Origin of the sequence: Terrabacter sp. Ter38 (assembly GCF_024519435.1) — a bacterium.
Classification (GTDB): Bacteria; Actinomycetota; Actinomycetes; order Actinomycetales; family Dermatophilaceae; genus Terrabacter.
On the sequence record NZ_JALJRZ010000006.1, the window covers coordinates 81,635 to 100,307 of the forward strand.

At 71.9% G+C, this 18,673-nt stretch carries 17 protein-coding genes; 12 read left to right on the forward strand and 5 right to left on the reverse strand.

Translation table 11 applies throughout. The annotated features are described in order from the left end of the window. The first annotated feature begins 40 nt into the window (after window positions 1–40). The 9 genes from NR112_RS13630 to NR112_RS22960 all read left to right on the forward strand — a co-directional run bounded on the left by NR112_RS13630 (window position 41) and on the right by NR112_RS22960 (window position 10,102). Complete coding sequence (locus NR112_RS13630) at window positions 41–1,783, forward strand: serine hydrolase (protein ID WP_256794849.1); 1,743 nt, start codon at window positions 41–43, stop codon at window positions 1,781–1,783. Window positions 1,784–1,787: 4 nt separating this feature from the next. Continuing rightward, window positions 1,788–2,687, forward strand: coding sequence for a MurR/RpiR family transcriptional regulator (locus tag NR112_RS13635; RefSeq protein WP_256794850.1), 900 nt, complete (start codon window positions 1,788–1,790; stop codon window positions 2,685–2,687). 94 nt (window positions 2,688–2,781) lie between these two features. Then, window positions 2,782–3,723 carry an N-acetylmuramic acid 6-phosphate etherase gene (locus NR112_RS13640; RefSeq protein WP_256794851.1) on the forward strand — a complete coding sequence of 314 codons (942 nt, stop codon included), beginning with the start codon at window positions 2,782–2,784 and terminating at the stop codon, window positions 3,721–3,723. 68 nt (window positions 3,724–3,791) lie between these two features. Next, a complete protein-coding gene (locus NR112_RS13645) occupies window positions 3,792–5,111 on the forward strand; it encodes an ABC transporter substrate-binding protein (RefSeq protein ID WP_256794852.1) in 1,320 nt (439 codons plus the stop codon). Between the two features lie 10 nt (window positions 5,112–5,121). After that, the gene (locus NR112_RS13650; protein WP_256794853.1) at window positions 5,122–6,021 is read left to right on the forward strand and encodes a carbohydrate ABC transporter permease; all 900 of its coding nucleotides are present in this window, start codon (window positions 5,122–5,124) and stop codon (window positions 6,019–6,021) included. After that, window positions 6,018–6,926 (forward strand): carbohydrate ABC transporter permease, encoded by a 909-nt coding sequence (locus NR112_RS13655; protein ID WP_256794854.1) that lies wholly within the window; start codon window positions 6,018–6,020, stop codon window positions 6,924–6,926. Before NR112_RS13650 ends, NR112_RS13655 begins: the two co-directional genes overlap by 4 nt. Before the next feature lie 13 nt (window positions 6,927–6,939). Then, window positions 6,940–7,893, forward strand: coding sequence for a BadF/BadG/BcrA/BcrD ATPase family protein (locus NR112_RS13660; protein WP_256794855.1), 954 nt, complete (start codon window positions 6,940–6,942; stop codon window positions 7,891–7,893). Between the two features lie 86 nt (window positions 7,894–7,979). Next, on the forward strand, window positions 7,980–9,749 hold the full coding sequence (locus NR112_RS13665; RefSeq protein ID WP_256794856.1) for an alpha-amylase family glycosyl hydrolase: 1,770 nt from the start codon (window positions 7,980–7,982) through the stop codon (window positions 9,747–9,749). A 206-nt stretch (window positions 9,750–9,955) separates the two neighbouring features. Continuing rightward, window positions 9,956–10,102, forward strand: a complete 147-nt coding sequence (locus NR112_RS22960) for a DM13 domain-containing protein (RefSeq protein ID WP_256794857.1) — start codon at window positions 9,956–9,958, stop codon at window positions 10,100–10,102. A 170-nt stretch (window positions 10,103–10,272) separates the two neighbouring features. Here the strand turns inward: NR112_RS22960 and NR112_RS13675 are convergent, their stop codons facing one another. Further along, entirely contained in the window at window positions 10,273–11,541 is a 1,269-nt protein-coding gene (locus NR112_RS13675; RefSeq protein ID WP_256794858.1) for an FAD-binding oxidoreductase, read from the reverse strand. Window positions 11,542–11,683: 142 nt separating this feature from the next. Here NR112_RS13675 and NR112_RS13680 point away from each other — a divergent pair, with 142 nt between their 5' ends. Then, a complete protein-coding gene (locus tag NR112_RS13680) occupies window positions 11,684–13,318 on the forward strand; it encodes a CdaR family transcriptional regulator (protein WP_256794859.1) in 1,635 nt (544 codons plus the stop codon). A 28-nt stretch (window positions 13,319–13,346) separates the two neighbouring features. Next, a complete protein-coding gene (locus NR112_RS13685) occupies window positions 13,347–14,015 on the forward strand; it encodes a nucleotidyltransferase domain-containing protein (protein ID WP_256794860.1) in 669 nt (222 codons plus the stop codon). Here the strand turns inward: NR112_RS13685 and NR112_RS13690 are convergent. Together NR112_RS13690 and NR112_RS13695 are read right to left on the reverse strand one after the other, a co-directional pair. After that, window positions 14,012–14,455, reverse strand: a complete 444-nt coding sequence (locus NR112_RS13690; RefSeq protein WP_256794861.1) for a VOC family protein — start codon at window positions 14,453–14,455, stop codon at window positions 14,012–14,014. The two genes, NR112_RS13685 and NR112_RS13690, sit on opposite strands and share 4 nt — an antisense overlap. A 298-nt stretch (window positions 14,456–14,753) precedes the next feature. Continuing rightward, entirely contained in the window at window positions 14,754–14,945 is a 192-nt protein-coding gene (locus NR112_RS13695) for a BldC family transcriptional regulator (protein ID WP_045191048.1), read from the reverse strand. Between the two features lie 420 nt (window positions 14,946–15,365). Between NR112_RS13695 and NR112_RS13700 the strand changes: the two genes are divergently transcribed. After that, a complete protein-coding gene (locus tag NR112_RS13700) occupies window positions 15,366–15,560 on the forward strand; it encodes a DUF3073 domain-containing protein (protein WP_020142456.1) in 195 nt (64 codons plus the stop codon). Between the two features lie 282 nt (window positions 15,561–15,842). Here the strand turns inward: NR112_RS13700 and purM are convergent, their stop codons facing one another. Both purM and purF read right to left on the reverse strand, forming a co-directional pair. Further along, window positions 15,843–16,973, reverse strand: a complete 1,131-nt coding sequence (gene purM, locus NR112_RS13705) for a phosphoribosylformylglycinamidine cyclo-ligase (RefSeq protein ID WP_256794862.1) — start codon at window positions 16,971–16,973, stop codon at window positions 15,843–15,845. A gap of 112 nt (window positions 16,974–17,085) precedes the next feature. Next, on the reverse strand, window positions 17,086–18,648 hold the full coding sequence (gene purF, locus NR112_RS13710) for an amidophosphoribosyltransferase (protein ID WP_256794863.1): 1,563 nt from the start codon (window positions 18,646–18,648) through the stop codon (window positions 17,086–17,088). Window positions 18,649–18,673: the final 25 nt, after the last annotated feature.

The following is an 18,673-nucleotide window of genomic DNA, read 5'->3' on the forward strand; positions in this document are numbered from 1 at the left end:
ATCACCCGCTGCACGACCTGTTGCACGATCTAGGAGTGACATGCGCCTGCGCACCCTCGTCCCCGCTGCCCTGGGCAGCCTCGTCCTCGCGGGCAGTCTCGTGACCGCGGGACCCGTCGGCTCCGCGACGGCCGACGACTTCAGCAAGCCAGACCGCGGTTTCGCGCCGCCCAACACCGTGCTGTCCGACGCGAGCCCCGCGTCGGTCGGGCTCGACCCGGCCCCGATCGCCGAGGCCGTCGAACGGGTCCACACCCACGAGCAGGTCGACGCGAGCGGCCACCCGCTCTTCGCCGGCGCGGTCGGGATCATGGGCCACGAGGGACGCATCGTCCAGCGCGACGCGAGCGGCTGGGCGCTGCGCTACGCCGACGCGAGCACCGAGCTCCCCCGCGACCAGTGGGAGCCGATGCGCACCGACACGATCTTCGACCTCGCCTCGGTCTCCAAGCTCTTCACCTCGATCGCCGTCGTCCAGCTCATCGAGGAGGGGCGCATCTCCCTCGAGAGCCCGGTGGCGGCATACCTCCCGGAGTTCGCCGCGGGCGGCAAGGGCGCCGTCACGGTGCGCCAGCTGCTGACGCACACGTCCGGCTTCACGTCCTGGCTTCCCCTGTGGAGCACGTGGCCCGACAAGGCCTCGCGCATCAAGGCCGTCATGGACCAGCCGCTGACCAACGCGCCGGGCACGACCTACCTCTACAGCGATCTCAACCTCATCACTCTCGGTGTCATGGTGGAGAAGCTGCGCGGAGAGCCGCTCGACACCGTCGTCCACGACCGGATCACGGCGCCGCTCGGGATGAAGGACACCGGCTACAACCCGACCGACAAGGCCCGGACGGCGGCGACCGAGTACCAGACGGCGCCGCCGCGTGGCGTGGTCCGCGGCGAGGTCCACGACGAGAACGCCTGGTCGCTGGGCGGGGTCGCCGGGCACGCCGGGGTCTTCTCCACCGTCGACGACCTCGCGACCCTCTCGCAGGCGCTGCTCAACGGCGGCTCCTACCGTGGCGAGCGCATCCTCAGCCGCAAGAGCGTCGAGGCCCTCATCACGAACTTCAACGGCGCCTTCCCCGGCGACTCGCACGGCCTCGGCTTCGAGCTCGACCAGCGCTGGTACATGGACGCCTTGTCCGGTCCCCGCACCGCGGGCCACACCGGCTACACGGGCACGTCGATCGTCATCGACTTCACGTCTCGGTCGTTCGCGATCCTGCTCACCAACCGCGTGCACCCCTCTCGCAACTGGGGATCGATCAACCTCGCCCGTCGCGAGTGGGCGCACGGCCTCGCCACGTCGATGGGCATCCGCCCCCGCCACGGCGACACCGCCTGGTTCACGGGGTCCGACAACGCGACGACCACCACCCTGACGACACCCGCCCTCCCCGTCGGTCCGGGAGGTGCGCGCCTCGGCTTCGACCTCTTCCTCGACACCGAGGAGACCGACCTGCTCCACCTCGAGCGCTCCACCGACGGTGGCGCGACGTGGACGGCCCTGCCGTTCGACGTCGTCGACCGCGGGCAGACCGAGACGGCCGACGGCGTCATCTCCGGTGCGGGCACGAGGCGCTGGGTGCAGGTGCGGGCCGACCTGCCGACCGGCTCGCAGCAGCTGCGCTGGCGGCACACGACCGACGGGGGCTACCTCGGTCGGGGTGTCGCCGTCGACGACGTCGTCGTCCGGGGACCGGGTGGCGTGCTGCTCGACGGCGAGAAGACACCTGACGCCTTCACGGCGGACGGTTGGCGGCTCGCCGGCCGCGACGCCGTAGCGTAGGCCCATGCCCAGGACCGAGGACGGGACCTCGTCCCCCGCAGGTGCCGCGAGCGCGTCGCTGCTCATCCGCCTGCGGGGGATCAAGCCCTCCCTGTCGCCCGCCGAGGACCGTGTCGCCGACATCGTCCTCGCCGACGCACGCCGCGCCGCCGGGCTGACCATCAGCGAGCTGGCCACCGCGGCACGCACGTCCGAGACGACGGTGCTGCGCTTCTGCCGTCGGCTCGGGCTGCCCGGCTACCCGCAGCTGCGTCTCGCGCTCGCCGAGGAGTCGGCCCACCCGCGCACGATGAACCGCGGCGGCACCGACATCAGCGCCAGCGACACCATCGACGACATCATCGCCAAGGTGGCCTTCAGCGACGCGAGCGCCGTCGAGGAGACGGCCCAGCAGCTCGACCGCGACGCCCTGGCCTCGGCGGCGGCGGCCATCGCCCGGGCCGGTCGCGTCGACATCTACGGCATCGGCGCGAGCTCGATCGTCGGCACCGACCTCCAGCAGAAGCTGCACCGCATCGGCATCGTCGCCTTCGCGTGGAACGACCCCCACATCGCCCTGACGAGCGCGACGCTGCTCGGCCCCGGCGACATCGCGGTCGGCATCTCGCACTCCGGCACGACGACCGAGACCATCGAGGCGCTGGCGGCGGCGCGCACGACGGGTGCGCGGACGCTCGCGATCACGAACTTCCCGCTGTCCCGTCTCGCCTCCGGCGTCGACATCCTCCTGACGACCGCGGCCCGCGAGACGAGCCTGCGTTCCGGCGCCACGGCGAGCCGCATCGCCGCCCTCACCGTCGTCGACTGCCTCTACATCGCGGTCGCCCAGCGCAACCTCCGCAAGGCCCGCAAGGCCGTCGCCGACACGCGTGAGGCCGTCGCCGGCCACCACGTCACCGACTGACGAGAGCGCCGGCGCCCCGGAGCGACCGTCGTGACGGGAATGTTACTCATTTACGGCATTGACGCTGGCGACGTAGGAAACTAACCTCGCACGGGTGAGCAGCGAGGTGACCGTGGACGCCCCCACCGAGGAGCGCCACCAGGGGACGACGTCCATCGACACGCACACCTCCCTCGACATCCTCCGGGCCCTCAACGCCGAGGACGCGACGGTGGCCGGCGCCGTCAGCGAGGTCCTCCCCGACCTGGCCCTCCTCGTCGACCGCGCGGTCGAGTCGCTCCGCGCCGGCGGGGCCGTCCACTACTTCGGCGCCGGCACGTCCGGACGGCTCGCCGTGCTCGACGCCGCCGAGCTGCGCCCCACCTTCAACGCCCCGGCCGGGCTCGTCGTGGCCCACCACGCCGGCGGCCCCGGCGCCCTGCTCGAGGCCGTCGAGAACGTCGAGGACGACGCCGACCTCGGTCGCGAGGAGGCCGAGGCCCTGCGCCCCGGCGACATCGCCATCGGCCTCACGGCCTCCGGGCGTACTCCGTTCGTGGCCGGCGCTCTCGCGCGGGCTCGCGAGCTCGGCGCCGTCACAGCCCTCGTCACCGCCAACCCGGACGCCGAGGTCGCCGTCCACGCCGACCTGCTGCTCGCCGTGCGCACCGGGCCGGAGGCGTTGACCGGCTCGACCCGCCTCAAGGCCGGCACCGCCCAGAAGCTCGTCCTCAACTCGTTCTCGACCGCCGTGATGATCCGCCTCGGCCGCACGTGGAGCAACCTCATGGTCGACGTCGTCGCGACGAACGCCAAGCTCCGCGGCCGCGTCGTCCGCATCCTCCGGGAGGCCACCGGCGCCGACGCCGAGCAGGCTCGGCGCGCGCTGGACGATGCCGACGGCGAGCTCAAGCCCGCGCTCCTGTCGATGCTCGCGGGCGTCGACGCCACCACGGCCCGCGACGCCATCGCCGTGCACGACGGCTCCGTGGCCCACGCCCTGGCATCCCTCGGCGGCCAGGTGGGCGCCCCGCCCACCCCCAGCCCCGAACGCTGAACCCACCACCCTCCCACCCACCCGTGCCGACCCCCAGGCACCCAGCAGAACCCGACAGGAGCACCACCATGACGTTCGCCTCACGCCTCCCCGGCTCGTCGCGGCGCGCACGCCGCACGGTCCTGACGATCGCCGCCCTCTCCGGGGCGCTCGTCGTGACCGCCTGCTCGCCGTCCTCCTCTGGCTCCTCGAGCACCGGCGACGACGGCAAGGTCACCCTGACGGTGTGGTCGTGGCGCGTGGAGGACGAGGCGGCGTACAAGAAGATCTTCGCGGCGTACGAGAAGGCCCACTCCAACGTCACCGTCGACTTCAAGGCGTTCAAGGCCACGGAGTACAACAAGATCCTCGCGACCGGCCTCGCCGGCTCGAGCGGCCCCGACGTGCCCCAGGTGCGCTCCTACGGCCAGCTCCAGGGCACCGTGGCGAGCAACTCGCTGCTGCCGCTCGACGGCAAGGTCGACCTCTCCGGCTGGGACGAGAACGTCGTCGCGAGCGCCAAGGGCAAGGAGGACGGCAAGACCTACTCCGTGCCGCTCGCCCGCCAGACCGTCCAGATGTTCTACAACCAGGGCCTCTTCGAGAAGAACGGCGTCGCGGCCCCGACGACGTGGGCCGAGTTCGTCGCCGCCAACGACAAGCTCATGGCCGCCGGCGTCACACCGATCGCCATCGGCGCCAAGGACGACTGGACCCTCCCGATCGTCCACGAGGTCCTCGCGGCCCCGCGCTTCGGCGGCAAGGCGTTCCAGTCCGAGGTGCTCTCGGGCCAGAAGACCTTCACCGACCCCGACTGGGTGGGATCGGTGCAGGTCGTGGCCGACCTCGAGAAGTACATGCCGAAGAACGCCACCGGCGTGGCGCAGACCGACGCGCAGACGCTCTTCTCGGCCGAGAAGGCAGCGATGATCCCCGGCGGTAGCTTCGACCTCTCCGTCTTCCAGAAGGCCAACCCGGCCATGAAGATCGGCATCTTCCAGGTGCCGCCGGCCCCGGGCTCGCCGAGCGGGTCCGAGGCGACGACGGCAGGATGGGCCGATGGCAACTTCGCCGTCTCCGCCAGGTCGAAGCACCCGACCGAAGCCACGGAGCTCGTGAAGTGGATGACCACGAAGGAGTTCGGCCAGATGGTCACCGACGACATCAGGCAGATCTCAGCCGTGCCGGGCGTCGAGCCGACCGACCCGCTGCTCAAGCAGATGAGCGAGAACTACACGAAGTCCGGTTCGCCGTACCTGCTGCTCACCGACTTCCGCTACGGCTCCCCCACGGGCACCGACCTGCTCGGCAAGGGCCTGCAGGAGCTGCTGCTCGGCACCAAGGATGCCGCTGCGGTGAGCCAGGACCTCGAGACCGGCGTCAAGACCTGGTTCAAGCCGAGCGCGTGACGGTCCCTGCATGAGGCGCCGCACCGGCCTGGTCTTCGTCGCTCCCGCTCTCGCGCTCTTCGCGGTGTTCGTGCTCTACCCGATGGTGACGGCGTTCTCGTACGCCTTCTTCCAGTGGCAGGGCACGACCCGCGGAGCGTTCGCGGGGGTCGAGAACTTCGTGACGCTCTTCACCAGGGCCCCGTTCACGACCGACCTCCCCCGAGCGCTGCTGCACAACGTGCTCTTCTTCCTCGGCACGATGCTCGTCCAGAACACCTTCGGGCTGACGATCGCCTACCTGCTCTACACGCGACCGCGCAGCCGTCGGATGCTGCAGACGCTCTACGCGATGCCCTACCTCGTGAGCCCGATCGTCATCGGCTACCTCTGGACGCTGCTCCTGTCACCGACGTTCGGCCCGGTCAACACGCTCCTGACGAAGATCGGCCTCGAGTCATGGGCCCTCCCGTGGCTCGGTGACCCGAAGACGGCGATCTGGGTCGTCATCCTCGTCAGCGTGTGGCAGTGGATCGGCTTCCCGGTGCTGCTCTACGGGGCTGCCCTGGGCGGCATCCCGGAGGAGCTGAGCGAGGCGGCCCGCGTCGACGGCGCGAGCAACCGGCAGGCCTTCTTCAGGATCACCCTGCCACTGCTCGTGCCCGCCATCGGCACGGTGTCGGTCCTGACGTTCATCTTCGCGATGGAGGCCTTCGCCCTGCCCTACGCGTTCGGCGGGTCCACCGGAAACCCTGCGGGCGCAACGGACTTCGTGTCGCTGCTCTTCTACCGCACGGCGTTCGACTCGGGTGCGACCGACGCCATCGGCAGCTCGTCGGCACTGGCGACGCTGCTCTTCCTCATCATCTTCGGCGGGGCGTACGCCGCCACGGCCGTGCTGCGCCGTCACGAGCGGAGGATCACCGCATGACCACGGCCGTCGTCACCACCGAGGCGCCCCAGGAGCACGTCGTCGCCCGTCCTCCCCGGGGCGGCCGCCGGCGCCCACCGCGGGTCAACCGTCCCGTGGGCGGCGCGGGTGCCAGCGTGCTCCTCTGGGGGTATGCCGCGCTGGCGCTCGTGCCGCTGCTGCTCATGGTGAGCAACAGCTTCCGCACCAACGCCGACCTCATCACGGACCCGCTCGGCCTGCCGTCGCCCCCGACGACGGCGAGCTACGTCGAGGCGTGGACGACCGGCAACTTCGCGACGTACTTCGGCAACTCGCTCCTCGTCACCGTGGGCGCGGTCGCGATCTCGACGGCCGTCGCGACGATGGCGGCCTACGCGCTGGCCCGTGGGCGCTCGCGGATCTTCCGCTGGCTCGAGGCGCTCTTCCTCTCGGGGCTCATGCTCCCGATCCATCTCGCGATCCTGCCGATCTTCTACCTCTTCGACGGCCTCGGGCTCATCGACTCGCGGCTCGGCCTCATGCTCATGTACGCCGCGTCGGGCGTCCCGTTCTCGATCTTCGTCCTCACGACCTTCTTCCGGCAGCTGCCGGAGGAGCTCGAGGAGGCGGCGGCGCTCGACGGCGCGAGCAGCTGGCAGACGTTCTGGCGGATCATGGTCCCGCTCGTGCGCCCGGCCGTGGCGACCGTGGCCGTCTTCCGGTTCGTGCCGATCTGGAACGACTTCCTCTTCCCGCTCGTGCTGCTGCGGAGCGAGGACAAGTACACCCTCCCTGTCGGGCTCACGAGCTTCTTCGGTGAGAACGCGACGAACTACTCGGCCGTCTTCGCCGGGCTCGTCATCACGACGGTCCCGCTCATCGTGCTCTTCCTCGTCGCCACGAAGCAGATCGTCGCGGGCTTGACCGCCGGCATGGCGAAGTGATCGGCTCGCTCGCGTGAGCGAGCTGCAGGTCGTGGCCGTCGACGTCGGCGGGTCGGGCCTCCGACTGCAGTCGTATGCCGGGTCGCCCGGTCCCGTGCTCAGGGCACCGGGCGTGCGGGTCGGTGCGGGCGGCATCGACGTCGCAGCGCTCGTCTCTGATGCCCGCGCCCTGATGGGAGCGAGCCCGGACGACGAGAACCGTTTCGGCACAGCGGCTCCCGCGGTCGTCGTCTGGTCGATGCGCGGCCTGCTCTTCCTCGCCGACCGGTCGGAGGTGCTGCGGACCGTGGCGCAGGGCCTGGGTGCCGAGCGCACCGTCGTCGTCAGCGACGCCGTCGCCAACCTCGTCGGCGCGACGGGCCGCATCGGCCCGGGCGCGGTCGTCGCGGCGGGCACCGGGGCGGTCGCGTTCGGCACCGACTTCGAGCAGCAGTGGCGCCGGGTCGACGGGTGGGGGCACGTGCTCGGCGACGCCGGGTCGGCGGCGGCCCTCGGCATGGCCGGACTCCGCGCAGCACTGCGCGCCCACGACGGGCTGCCCGACGGGTCGCCCGCCCTGCTGGTGGCGGCGACCGAGCTGCTCGGCCCTCCCGAGGGCTGGCCACGACTCGTCATGACGAGCCCTGACGCCCCCGAGCGCCTCGCTGCCGTCGCTCCCCTCGTCACGGCGGCTGCCGACGTCGACGACGTCGCCCGCACCCTGTGCGTCCGCTCCGGCGTCGACCTCGCCGACTCGCTGCTTCGCGCAGCGGAGGGCCTGACCGACCCGATCCTCACCGCGACCGGCGGCCTCCTCAGCGCCCGACCGGTCGCGGACGCCCTCGACGACCGGCTGGCCGAGACCGGAGGCGGTGCCCGGCGTTCACCGGCCCTCGGAGGCGCGCTCGACGGTGCACTGCACCTGGCCCGGCACCTGCGCGACACCGGCACCGTCCCCGAGCACCCGGCATACCTGCTCGTCGGCTGACCGGGGCCGAGCGGGTACGTCACCGGTCGGTCCGAGCAGCCAGGTCTACGCTCGGGCTGCCCCCTCACGAGCCGACTGGAGCCCGCATGTCCGAGCACGACGCCCACCGCCCCGGACTCGGGTCGATACCCCACGACGACGGGACCTCCTTCCGCGTCTGGGCACCGAACGCCGACGCCGTCGCAGTGACCGGCAGCTTCACCGACTGGTCGGGCGACGGGCACGCGATGGTCCCCGAGGACCACGGGCACTGGTACGCCGACGTCCGCGGCGCCCGGCCCGGCGACGAGTACCAGTTCGTCATCACCAACGGCGACCAGCGCCTCATGCGGATCGACCCGCGCGCCCGCGTCGTCACGAACTCGTCGGGCAACGCCGTGGTCTACGACCGCGACGCCTTCGACTGGGACGGCGACACGTTCGGCTGCCCGCCCCACGACGAGCTCGTCGTCTACGAGACCCACATCGGCTCGTTCGTGGCCACCGAGGGTGACGCCGGTGACCTCGGCGGCCTGGCCGGCAAGCTCGGTTACCTCGCCGAGCTGGGCATCAACGCCATCGAGCTCATGCCCGTCACCGAGTTCGCGGGCGACTACTCCTGGGGCTACAACCCCTCGAACCCGTTCGCCGTCGAGAGCAGCTACGGCGGCGCCGACGCGCTCAAGGCCTTCGTCCGGGAGTCGCACCGGCACGGCATCGCCGTGATCCTCGACGTCGTCATCAACCACTACGGCCCGAGCGACCTCTCCCTGTGGCAGTTCGACGGCTGGAGCGAGGACGGCAAGGGCGGCATCTACTTCTACAACGACGAGCGCTCGGCGACGCCGTGGGGCGACACTCGACCCGACTACGGCCGCGAGGAGGTGCGCGCCTACCTCCACGACAACGCCCTGATGTGGCTCGAGGAGTTCCACCTCGACGGCCTGCGGTTCGACGCGACGCTCTACGTGCGCACCATCGACGGTCTCGGCACGGGCGACCTGCCGGAGGGCTGGGACCTCATGCGGTCGATCACGGCGACCATCCGCGAGCGGCACCCCGACAAGATCCTCATCGCCGAGGACCTCCAGTCCGACCCGGCGATCACCGCCTCGGACGACGGCGGTGCCGGCTTCCACGCGCAGTGGGACACGAGCTTCGTCCACCCGGTGCGGGCCCTGCTGACGGCCGTCGACGACGCGGAGCGCTCGATGACCGAGCTCGCGGACGCCCTGCGGGGCAACGACGAGCCGTTCCGGCGGATCGTCTACACCGAGAGCCACGACGAGGTGGCCAACGGCAAGCTCCGGGTCCCCCACGAGGTCGACGGCGACGACCCTAGCGGCTGGGCCGCGCAGAAGCGCGCGACGCTCGGCTACGCCATCGCCCTGACGGCGCCCGGGATCCCGATGCTCTTCCAGGGCCAGGAGTTCCTCGAGGACGAGTGGTTCCGCGACGACGTGCCGCTCGACTGGGAGCGGGCCGAGCAGTTCCGCGACATCGTGCGTCTCGGTCGTGACCTCATCCACCTGCGCCGCGACGTCGACGGCGTCTCTCGCGGCCTGCGCGGCGAGGGCTTCGAGGTGCTGCACCTCGACGACGAGGCCAAGGCCCTCGCCTGGGCCCGTCGCTCCGGCGATGACGTCGCCGTGGTCGTCGTCAACGCGAGCGCCGAGGCACGGGACATCACGACGGGTATGCCGTCCGCGGGCCCGTGGGCGGTCCGCTTCAACTCCGACGCGTCGACCTACAGCGCCCTGTTCGCGGGGCACGAGACCCACGACGTGGATGCGGTGGCCGAGCCCCTCGACGACCAGCCCGCCAGCGGCACGGTCTCGGTGGGCGCCTACACCCTCGTCGTCCTCACCCCCGCCTGACGCCCGCGCTCGGGCTCGTCGCACTGGCCGTCGGCCTCGCGCTCTTCCAGCCCTGGCGCCTGCTCACCCGGAGCGTCGTCGACGAGCCGCTCCCGGCCGCCACGGCGGTCGCCGACACGGGCCTGGCCCCGAGCGGCACCGCTGCGCACAGCGTGGAGGCGACCACACGGCATACGCCCCGGTCGCGACGGACCGGACGTCGTCGTGTGGCTGACCGACCAGCCGGCGCCACCGACGGCAACCAGAACTATGCCGTCCCTGCAGGCACGGACCTGTCGGACCTGACCTCGGTCGTCATCTGGTGCGACCGTTTCGACGTCGCCTTCGGATCTGCACCAATCCGGTCCACCTGACGTCTCCGAAGCACGGTTGACGGCTGCCGCCGCACTGAGGGGTCCGGCGGCAGCCGGTCTCCGGCGGACGCTGACGCGCCGCCGATGCGCGGGGGGACGCGCACGGAGGCCCACCTGACGAGGTTCGTCAGGTGGGCCTTGTCCGTGTCTCCCGGCACTGCCGGGTCCGGTCAGCGCAGCGGGTCGAAGGGCGCGAGCTGCTCGGGCGCGCGGCCGGTGACCATCTGCTCTGCGAGCAGGCGGCCGGTGACGGGGCCGAGGGTGATGCCCCACATGCCGTGCCCGCCGGCGACGAAGACCTTGGGGTTCTTCGAGGCGCCGATGAGCGGGAGTCCGTCGACGGTGCAGGGACGCGAGCCCACCCACTCGTCCTGGCGGTGGTCGAGGTCGGCGCCCTGGAGCAGCGGACGCGCCGACTCGACGATGGCCTTGATGCGGCGCGGGTCGAGCGCTGCCTCGGGCTGGCGGAACTCCATCATGCCGGCGACCCGGAGGCGGTCGCCGACGGGCGTGCAGGCGACGCGCTCGGCCGGGAAGTAGACGGGGCCGTTGGGCAGGTCGTCGACGGCGACGCTGAAGGAGTAGCCGCGGCCGGCCTGGACGACGCGCTTGACGCCGAACTCCCGCGCGAGCTTGCCGAGCCACGCGCCGGTCGCGACGACGACGGCGTCGTAGTGCTCGGCCTGCCCGAAGTCGTTCGTGACGAGCACGCCGGTCGGGGTGTCGGTGATGCGCGAGACGGCACTGCCCGTGACGATCTTGCCGCCGCGCGCGGTGACCGAGTCGGCGAGCGCGGCGACGTAGGCGCCGGGGTTGATGAAGCGCTGGCCGTGCAGCACGATCGCGGCGCCGATCTCGTCGGACAGGGCGGGCTCGATGGCCCGGGCCTCGTCGCCGCTCAGGACGTCGAAGGTGATGTCGCCGCCCGAGGCGTGGATGTGCTCGATCTCCTCGAGGAGGGTCTGGCGCTCCTCGGCCGTGCGGTAGGCGGCCGTGAACGACTTGGCCTCATAGGTATCGGCGTCGACGCCGCCGGCCTTGAGCAGGTCGAAGCTCTGCAGCGACAGGTCGTTGACGGGCACGAGGGCGCCCATGGCCTTCTTCCAGGCCGTCATCGTGCTGTGCCGGGTGAAGCCGGTGACGAAACGGAGGAAGTCCGGGCGCGCGCTCGGCGGCACGTAGACGGGCGAGCTCGGGCTGAGGACGGCGCGCAGGCCGTACTTGAGCACGGCGGGCTCGGGCAGCGGGGTCGCGATGCCGGGGGTCAGCCAGCCAGCGTTGCCCCACGACGCGCCGGCGGCGACGCCGTCGCGGTCGATGACGGTGACCTCGACGCCACGCTCCTGGAGGAACCAGGCGGTGGCGAGACCGACCATGCCGGCGCCGACGACGGCGACGCGCTCGGGGACGGGGGTACCGGCGGGGGTCACAGCGGCCATGCGATTCGACTCCTGGGTCTGGTGCTCGGGTGGTGCCTTGCGTCCATGGTGGGCCCGCACGCACGCAGGGTCGTGGTGCTGAGGCGCCAGTGTTTGCGCCATGTCTTGTGCTGGGAGCACGAGGACAGGCCACAATGGTCGTATGCCGTCCGCCCCGTCCCGCTCGACCCGAGGGTCCGCGACCCGCACCTCGTCGACGACCCCGGTCGGCCTGCCCATCGCGCAGCTCGTCGGCACGCTCGGCGGGGGCCTGCTCACGGTGGTCGTCGACGTCGGCGGGCCGACGGTCGACGACGTCACGCTCGCCGAGCCCGGCTCGGGCGTCTTCGGCCAGGCCGGCGACCTGCTCCTCGGGGTCGGGGTCGAGCGGCCGGCGGAGGCGGCAGCCCTGCTCGAGGGCGCGGCCGCGGTCGACTGCGGCGCCGTCGTGCTGCGGCGGGCCGCTGCCCGCAACCAACAGGTCCGCGCCGCGGCGGCCCGTTTTCGCGTCAGCCTCGTCGAGCTCGCCGACCACGCGTCGTGGGCGCACGTCGTGTGGCTGCTGCGCGGTGTCCTCGACCGCGCCGCGAGCGGACCTGCGGTGCGCGCGGAGGGTCCGGTGCTCGACGAGCTCTTCGCCCTCGCCGACGCGTGCGCGGCCCTCGTCGCGGCGCCCATCACCATCGAGGACACCCAGTCGCGGGTGCTCGCCTACTCCTCGACCCAGGACGTCGCCGACCCGGCGCGCGTCTCGACCATCGTCGGCCGGCGGGTGCCCGACGAGGTCATCGCCAACCTCCGCGGGCGCGGGGTGTTCCGTCGGCTCGCGCGATCCGACGAGCCCTTCTTCGTCCCTGCCGGGCGCGGCCTCGGGGCTCGCGTCGTCGTGCCGGTGCGGGCCGGCACCGAGTGGCTGGGCTCGATCTGGGCCGTCGTCGACGAGGAGCCCGCCGAGCAGGTCATGGGCTCGCTCGCCCAGACGGCATCGGTCGTGGCCCTGCACCTGCTGCGCCTGCGGTCGCAGGCCGACCTCGCCCGACGGGTCTCGGCCGACCGGCTCCGGGCGGTGCTGAGCGGCGACACGCTCGAGGCCGAGGGCTGGCTGCCGGCGCCGCCGTGGCGGGTCGTCGTGCTCGCCGGCGCGCACCGGCCACGCACCGACCCGACCGGTGAGGGCCCTCCCCGTGACACCGAGCACGAGCTCGACGTGTGGGAGTCGGCTGCTCGGCGCCGCTCGTGGCGACAGCCGCTCCTCGCGATCTTCGACGGCGTGGCCCTGACCCTCGTGCGCGACGTGCCCGGCGACACGTCCCCCGGCACGTGGGAGTGGTTGCTCGGCGTCGTCGAGGAGGTCGCGGGCGTCACGCCGACGGCCACGGCCAGCGCCGGCGGTCGGGTCTCCCGCACCGTCGACCTCGACCGCTCGCGACGCGAGGCCACCGAGGTGCAGCGGCTGCGCGACGTCGGCCGGGTCTCGGGCACGACGACGACGGTCGAGGACGCCTGGGCAGCCGTCACCAACGCCCGCGCCCTCGGAGGCATCTGGACCGAGGAGCTGCTCGGCCCGGTCGCCGCCCTGCGCGAGCACGACGAGACCCACCACACGGCATACCTCGAGACGGTCGCGGCGTGGCTCGACCACCCGGGCGACCCGCGGGCCGCCGCGGCGCGCGTCCACGTGCACCCCAACACGCTCCGCTACCGGATGCAGCGCCTGTCAGCCGTCGTCGAGCTCGACCTGCACGACCCCGAGACGCGCCTGGCCCTGCGCCTCCAGCTGCGCGCACTCGGCCACTGAGGCGAGCCGCCGGCGCTAACGTGGCGTCGTGGACGAGCAGGACGCGGTGGCCACCGGCGGGCAGCAGTGGCTCGGACCGGACGAGTTCCAGCGGATCTACGGTCCGCAGCTCTCGTGGACCCCCGCCGAGGTCCGGGACCTGCTCGCCGGGCTCGGCGTGCCGTGGTGGGTGGCCGGCGGATGGGCCGTCGAGTCCTTCACCGGTGTCGCCCGGGACCACGAGGACATCGACGTCTCGGTGCTTCGTCGCGACGTCGGCGCCATCCGCGCCCATCTCGAGCCGCACTGGCACCTGTGGTCGGCCGGCGACTCGGGCCTGCTGCACCTGCGGCCGGGACGGGACGTGCCCGACGACTCCGAGCAGATCTGGGTCCGCGAGGACGCACTGGCCCCGTGGCGCGGGGAGATCCTGCTCAACCCGGACGTGGACGGACGGTGGCAGTTCAAGCGGGACCCCTCGCTCGTGGTGTCACTGGACGACGCCACCTGGGAGCGCGACGGTGTGCGCTACCTGCGGCCCGAGCTCGTCCTCGCCCACAAGGCCGCCTCACCCCGCCCCAAGGACGACGCCGACCTCGAGGCAGCGCTCCCCCTGCTCGGTGCCGCCCAGGTCGCGGTGCTCCGGCGCGTCGTCGATGCCCAACCGGCCGGCCATCCGTGGCGCACTCGCCTGGACGGGACTCGGGGCCGCGCCTAGGCCGGCGCCTCGCCGAGGTGGACCGTGCCGTCCGCGTCGACCCGGAAGTTCGGGTTGTGCACGAGGTCCCACCGGAAGCCGTCCGGGTCGGCCACGCACGCGCTGACCCCGCCCCACTCTCGCTCGGTCGGGGCGGAGACGGAGGTCGCGCCCGCAGCCAGCGCGGCGGCATACAACGCCTCGACCTGCCCGACCTCGGTGACGTTGTGGCCCAGCGACACGGGTGGCGCCGACGAGCCGTGCGCGACGTCGCCGTACTCGCTCGGCATCTGCGCGACGTCCCACAGGGCGAGGAGCACGCCGGGGGCACCCTGGACGAAGGTGATCTCCGGCAGGTGGAGGACGGAGCGGAAGCCGAGCCCGTCGACGTAGAACGCGCGGGAGCGCTCGACGTCGCGGACGCCGAGGGTGATGGCGGTGATCTCGGGTGGCTTCGTCATCCCGCCACGATAGGACGGACCGCCGACGTCGCCGAGCCGTAAGGACCGGACAACTCCCTCGTCATGGAGCGCACGACCGGCACGGGATTGATCGCTGGTGAACCGGTCAGGGTGACCGGACGAAAGGTGGAAAGCCATGTCTCACAGGCTGACTCGCAGGACCATCCGGTCCCTCCAACCCCATCCCCCACGGCCGGGCCTGAGCGCACACGTCCCCCGGTGGCAGTCGGGGGAACGGCACCGTGTGGTGCCGCTCCCCCGACGATCTGACCGGTCTACCCCCAACTCACCGTCGAGATCAGTGCCCGCCACCCAGAAGGTCGCGCACCTCTGACTCGCGATACCTCCGGTGCCCCCCAAGGGTCCGGATCGAAGTCAGCTTTCCTGCCTTGGCCCACCGGGTGACCGTCTTCGGGTCCACTCGGAACAGGGCCGCAACCTCGGCAGGAGTCAGTAGCTTCTCGGTTTCGTGTCGATCCTGAGTCGTCATTGTCATATCCCCACCACCCTGTCGCTAGGTGCAGCGACACGCATGCGCCCCAATCGGGGCTCAGTAAAGCAAGGGTAAAGTCTCGGCCAGCCTCATGGCGGTTAAACACTGAAAAGACTCAAATCGTCCCGCTCCCGAGACACAAGGTGTATGCGCCCGACCGGCCGTCCGGCAGCGTACCCGCGAGCCCTGACGGTCCCTGGGGGACCCCCGGGCCGACCCCGCGCGGTCGGCCCGGTTCGACGAGGCGCGACGCGCCGCCGGCGAGGCGGTGGGGCGGGCGCAGGATTTGCCTCACTCATGTAGCGTTAGCACCACGAGAACACACACATTCCCGGGGCCGCTACGCGGACATCGAAGAACCACCCGGTTCTCCGAGGAGCGATGCCGTCCCGGCACGACGCACGAGGGGGTCACGCCATGGGGCGCGGCCGAGCCAAAGCCAAGCAGACCAAGGTCGCACGGCAGCTCAAGTACTACACACCTGACACGGACTTGAGCGCGCTGGAGCGTGAGCTGCACGGGCCGTCGCAACGCGACGTGTCCAACCAGCCACGATCCGTCGACGACGACGAGTACGACGAATACGGGAAGTGGGCCTCGGGCGGGCGCTGAGCCTGCCTTCCTCTTCCGTCTGCACCTCGTGCGTCGGGTGTTCACACCCGACGCGCGGTCGGTGCTGCCCTCGAGGCGCCCGAGGCTCCCGCCCACGTGGCGAGTGCGTCGAGGTGACGTGACGATGCCCGCACACCCTCCGGGGTGTTGCGGGCATCGTCACGTCACCCAGACGGCTGTACGCCGCGTCGGACGGTACGCGTCAGGGGGCCGGAACGCCACGTGGCCGGGTCGTCCACCCTGCTGACGCACCGGCCCGTCCGCACCGTGGCGAAGGGGACCTCAGGCGGTCGGGTGCTGCCCGACGACCTGCACGGCCCCGCCGTCGACGCCCTTGGCGCCGCGCACGATCTCGGCGTCGTCGGCGACGAGGCCGTCGGCGTGCGCCCGCTCCTCGTTCGCGACCACGCCGAGACGCCACGCACCGATGCCACGCGCCTCGCTCAGCTCGATGGCGCGGTCCGCGTGGGCCTCGGGGAGCACGGCGACGAAGCCGATGCCCTGGTTGAGCGTGCGCTCGATGTCGGCCTGCGGCACGTGCCCGAGGTCCTGCACCGTGCGGAAGACGGCAGGCGGCGTCCACGTCGAGCGGTCGACGCGGGCGAAGGTGCCGGTCGGGAGCACGCGGGCGAGGTTCGCGGCGAGACCCCCTCCGGTGACGTGGCTCAGGGCGTGTACGTCGACGCCCTCGGCGGCGATGAGCTCGAGCAGTGGCCTGGTGTAGATGCGGGTCGGCTCGAGCAGCTCCTCACCGAGAGTGCGGCCGAAGTCGTCGACGTGCCGGTCGAGCTGCCAGCCGGCGCTCGCGATGACGCGGCGCACGAGGCTGTAGCCGTTGCTGTGCAGGCCACTGCTCGCGAGCGCGACCACGACGTCCCCGTCGGCGACGCGCTGGGGACCCAGCACGGCGGCATACTCCACGACACCGGTGGCGGCGCCGGCGACGTCGTACTCGTCGGGTTCGAGCAGTCCCGGGTGCTCGGCGGTCTCGCCGCCGACGAGGGCGACCCCCGCCTCCTCGCACGCGCGAGCGATGCCGCCGACGATCGCGGCGATGCGCTCCGGGACGACCTTGCCGGTGGCGATGTAGTCGGTCATGAAGAGCGGCTCGGCCCCGCACACGACGATGTCGTCGACGACCATGCCGACGAGGTCGAAGCCGATCGTGTCGTGCACGTCGAGGGCCTGGGCGATGGCGACCTTGGTGCCGACGCCGTCGGTGCTCGTGGCAAGGATCGGACGGGTCATCCGCGCGATCGCGCTCGCGTCGAACATGCCCGCGAACCCGCCGAGGCCACCGACGACCTCTGGCCTGGTGGCGCGCCGCACCGATGCCTTCATCAGCTCGACGGCCTTGTCACCCGCCTCGACGTCGACTCCGGCCGAGGCATAGGTGATGGGGGCATCGCTCACGGGCCCCAGCCTACCGGCGCCCGAGGGACACCCTCGCCCCCGTCCAACAGCCCGGTTCCCTCACGCCGGTTCGCCCCCCGGCGCGAGGTATCACCTCGACCGGCGTCGGAGGCTAGGGGTGCTGGAGGGCGTTCGCGCCGCCGAGGCCGACCCCGAGGGCCACACCGTCGACGTCGACCGAGCGGTCGTGGCCGGTGCGCACCGTCAGCGGCAGCGTCTCGAGGACGTGCTTGCCGATGCGGCCGTCCTCGGGCAGCTCGATGGGGTACTTCCCGGTGAAGCAGGCCGAGCACAGCTCGTCGGCGGGCTGGTTCGTCGCGCCGATCATTCCCTCCTCGGAGATGTAGCCGAGGGAGTCGGCCCCGATCGAGGCGCGGATCTCCTCGACCTTGAGGCCGGTCGCGATGAGCTCGGCCCGCGTCGCGAAGTCGATGCCGTAGAAGCACGGCCACTGCACGGGCGGCGAGCTGATGCGCACGTGCACCTCGGCCGCACCGGCCTCGCGGAGCATGCGGATCTGGGCCCGCTGCGTGTTGCCGCGCACGATCGAGTCGTCCACGACGACGAGGCGCTTGCCGCGAATCGTGTGCTCGAGCGGGTTGAGCTTGAGCCGGATACCGAGCTGGCGCAGCGTCTGCGACGGCTGGATGAAGGTGCGTCCGACGTAGGCGTTCTTGACGAAGCCCTGGCCGAACGGGATGCCCGACTCCTGCGAGTAGCCAACAGCCGCAGGCACGCCCGACTCCGGGACACCGATGACGAGGTCGGCGTCGACCGGGTGCTCGCGCGCGAGGACGCGCCCCATCTCGACGCGGGCCTCGTGCACGACACGGCCACGGATGACGGCGTCGGGCCGGGCAAGGTAGACGTACTCGAACACGCAGCCCTTGGGCTGTGGGTCGGCGAACCTGTGCGAGCGCAGGCCGTCCTCGTCGATGACGATGAGCTCACCGGGCTCGACCTCGCGGATGACAGCAGCGCCGATCGTCTGCAGGGCCGCGGTCTCGGACGCGACGACCCAGCCGCGCTCGAGGCGGCCGAGCGCGAGGGGACGCACGCCCCACGGGTCGCGGGCGGCATACAACGTCGTCTCGTCCATGAAGACGAAGGAGAACGCGCCCTTGAGCTTGGGCAGCAGCTCGAGGGCGGCCTGCTCGGGCGTGCGGTCCTCGTCGGCCGCGAGCAGCGTCGTGACGAGCGCGGTGTCGGACGTGTTGCCCCGCGCGAGCTCGCCGGTGATGCGGGTGCCGCCGAAGTGCTCGTCGACGAGGGCCCGCAGCTCGACCGTGTTGATGAGGTTGCCGTTGTGGGCCAGGGCCAGGGTGCTGTGTCCGGTGCCGCCGAGGGTGGGCTGGGCGTTCTCCCACGTGGAGCCGCCGGTGGTCGAGTAGCGCGTGTGACCGATGGCGATGTGCCCGCGGAGCGAGCTGAGCGCGGTCTCGTCGAAGACCTGCGAGACGAGGCCCATGTCCTTGTAGACGAGGATCTTCTCGCCGTCACCGGTCGCGATGCCCGCCGACTCCTGCCCGCGGTGCTGCAACGCATACAGCCCGAAGTAGGTCAGCTTCGCGACGTCCTCTCCGGGAGCCCAGACGCCGAAGACCCCGCAGGCGTCCTGCGGGCCTTTCTCGCCGGGGATGAGGTCATGGTTCAAACGACCGTCGCCACGTGCCACAGCGCCAGTGTCGCACACGCCGGTG

Bases quoted from the DNA above. Each gene is read 5' to 3' on its own strand.
- NR112_RS13695 (WP_045191048.1), bottom strand. From the start codon at position 14,945: ATGACGACTCAGGATCGACACGAAACCGAGAAGCTACTGACTCCTGCC.
- NR112_RS13700 (WP_020142456.1), top strand. From the start codon at position 15,366: ATGGGGCGCGGCCGAGCCAAAGCCAAGCAGACCAAGGTCGCACGGCAG.
- NR112_RS13635 (WP_256794850.1), top strand. From the start codon at position 1,788: ATGCCCAGGACCGAGGACGGGACCTCGTCCCCCGCAGGTGCCGCGAGC.
- NR112_RS13630 (WP_256794849.1), top strand. From the start codon at position 41: ATGCGCCTGCGCACCCTCGTCCCCGCTGCCCTGGGCAGCCTCGTCCTC.
- NR112_RS13665 (WP_256794856.1), top strand. From the start codon at position 7,980: ATGTCCGAGCACGACGCCCACCGCCCCGGACTCGGGTCGATACCCCAC.
- NR112_RS13680 (WP_256794859.1), top strand. From the start codon at position 11,684: ATGCCGTCCGCCCCGTCCCGCTCGACCCGAGGGTCCGCGACCCGCACC.
- NR112_RS13650 (WP_256794853.1), top strand. From the start codon at position 5,122: ATGAGGCGCCGCACCGGCCTGGTCTTCGTCGCTCCCGCTCTCGCGCTC.
- NR112_RS13690 (WP_256794861.1), bottom strand. From the start codon at position 14,455: ATGACGAAGCCACCCGAGATCACCGCCATCACCCTCGGCGTCCGCGAC.
- NR112_RS13655 (WP_256794854.1), top strand. From the start codon at position 6,018: ATGACCACGGCCGTCGTCACCACCGAGGCGCCCCAGGAGCACGTCGTC.
- NR112_RS13675 (WP_256794858.1), bottom strand. From the start codon at position 11,541: ATGGCCGCTGTGACCCCCGCCGGTACCCCCGTCCCCGAGCGCGTCGCC.
- NR112_RS13645 (WP_256794852.1), top strand. From the start codon at position 3,792: ATGACGTTCGCCTCACGCCTCCCCGGCTCGTCGCGGCGCGCACGCCGC.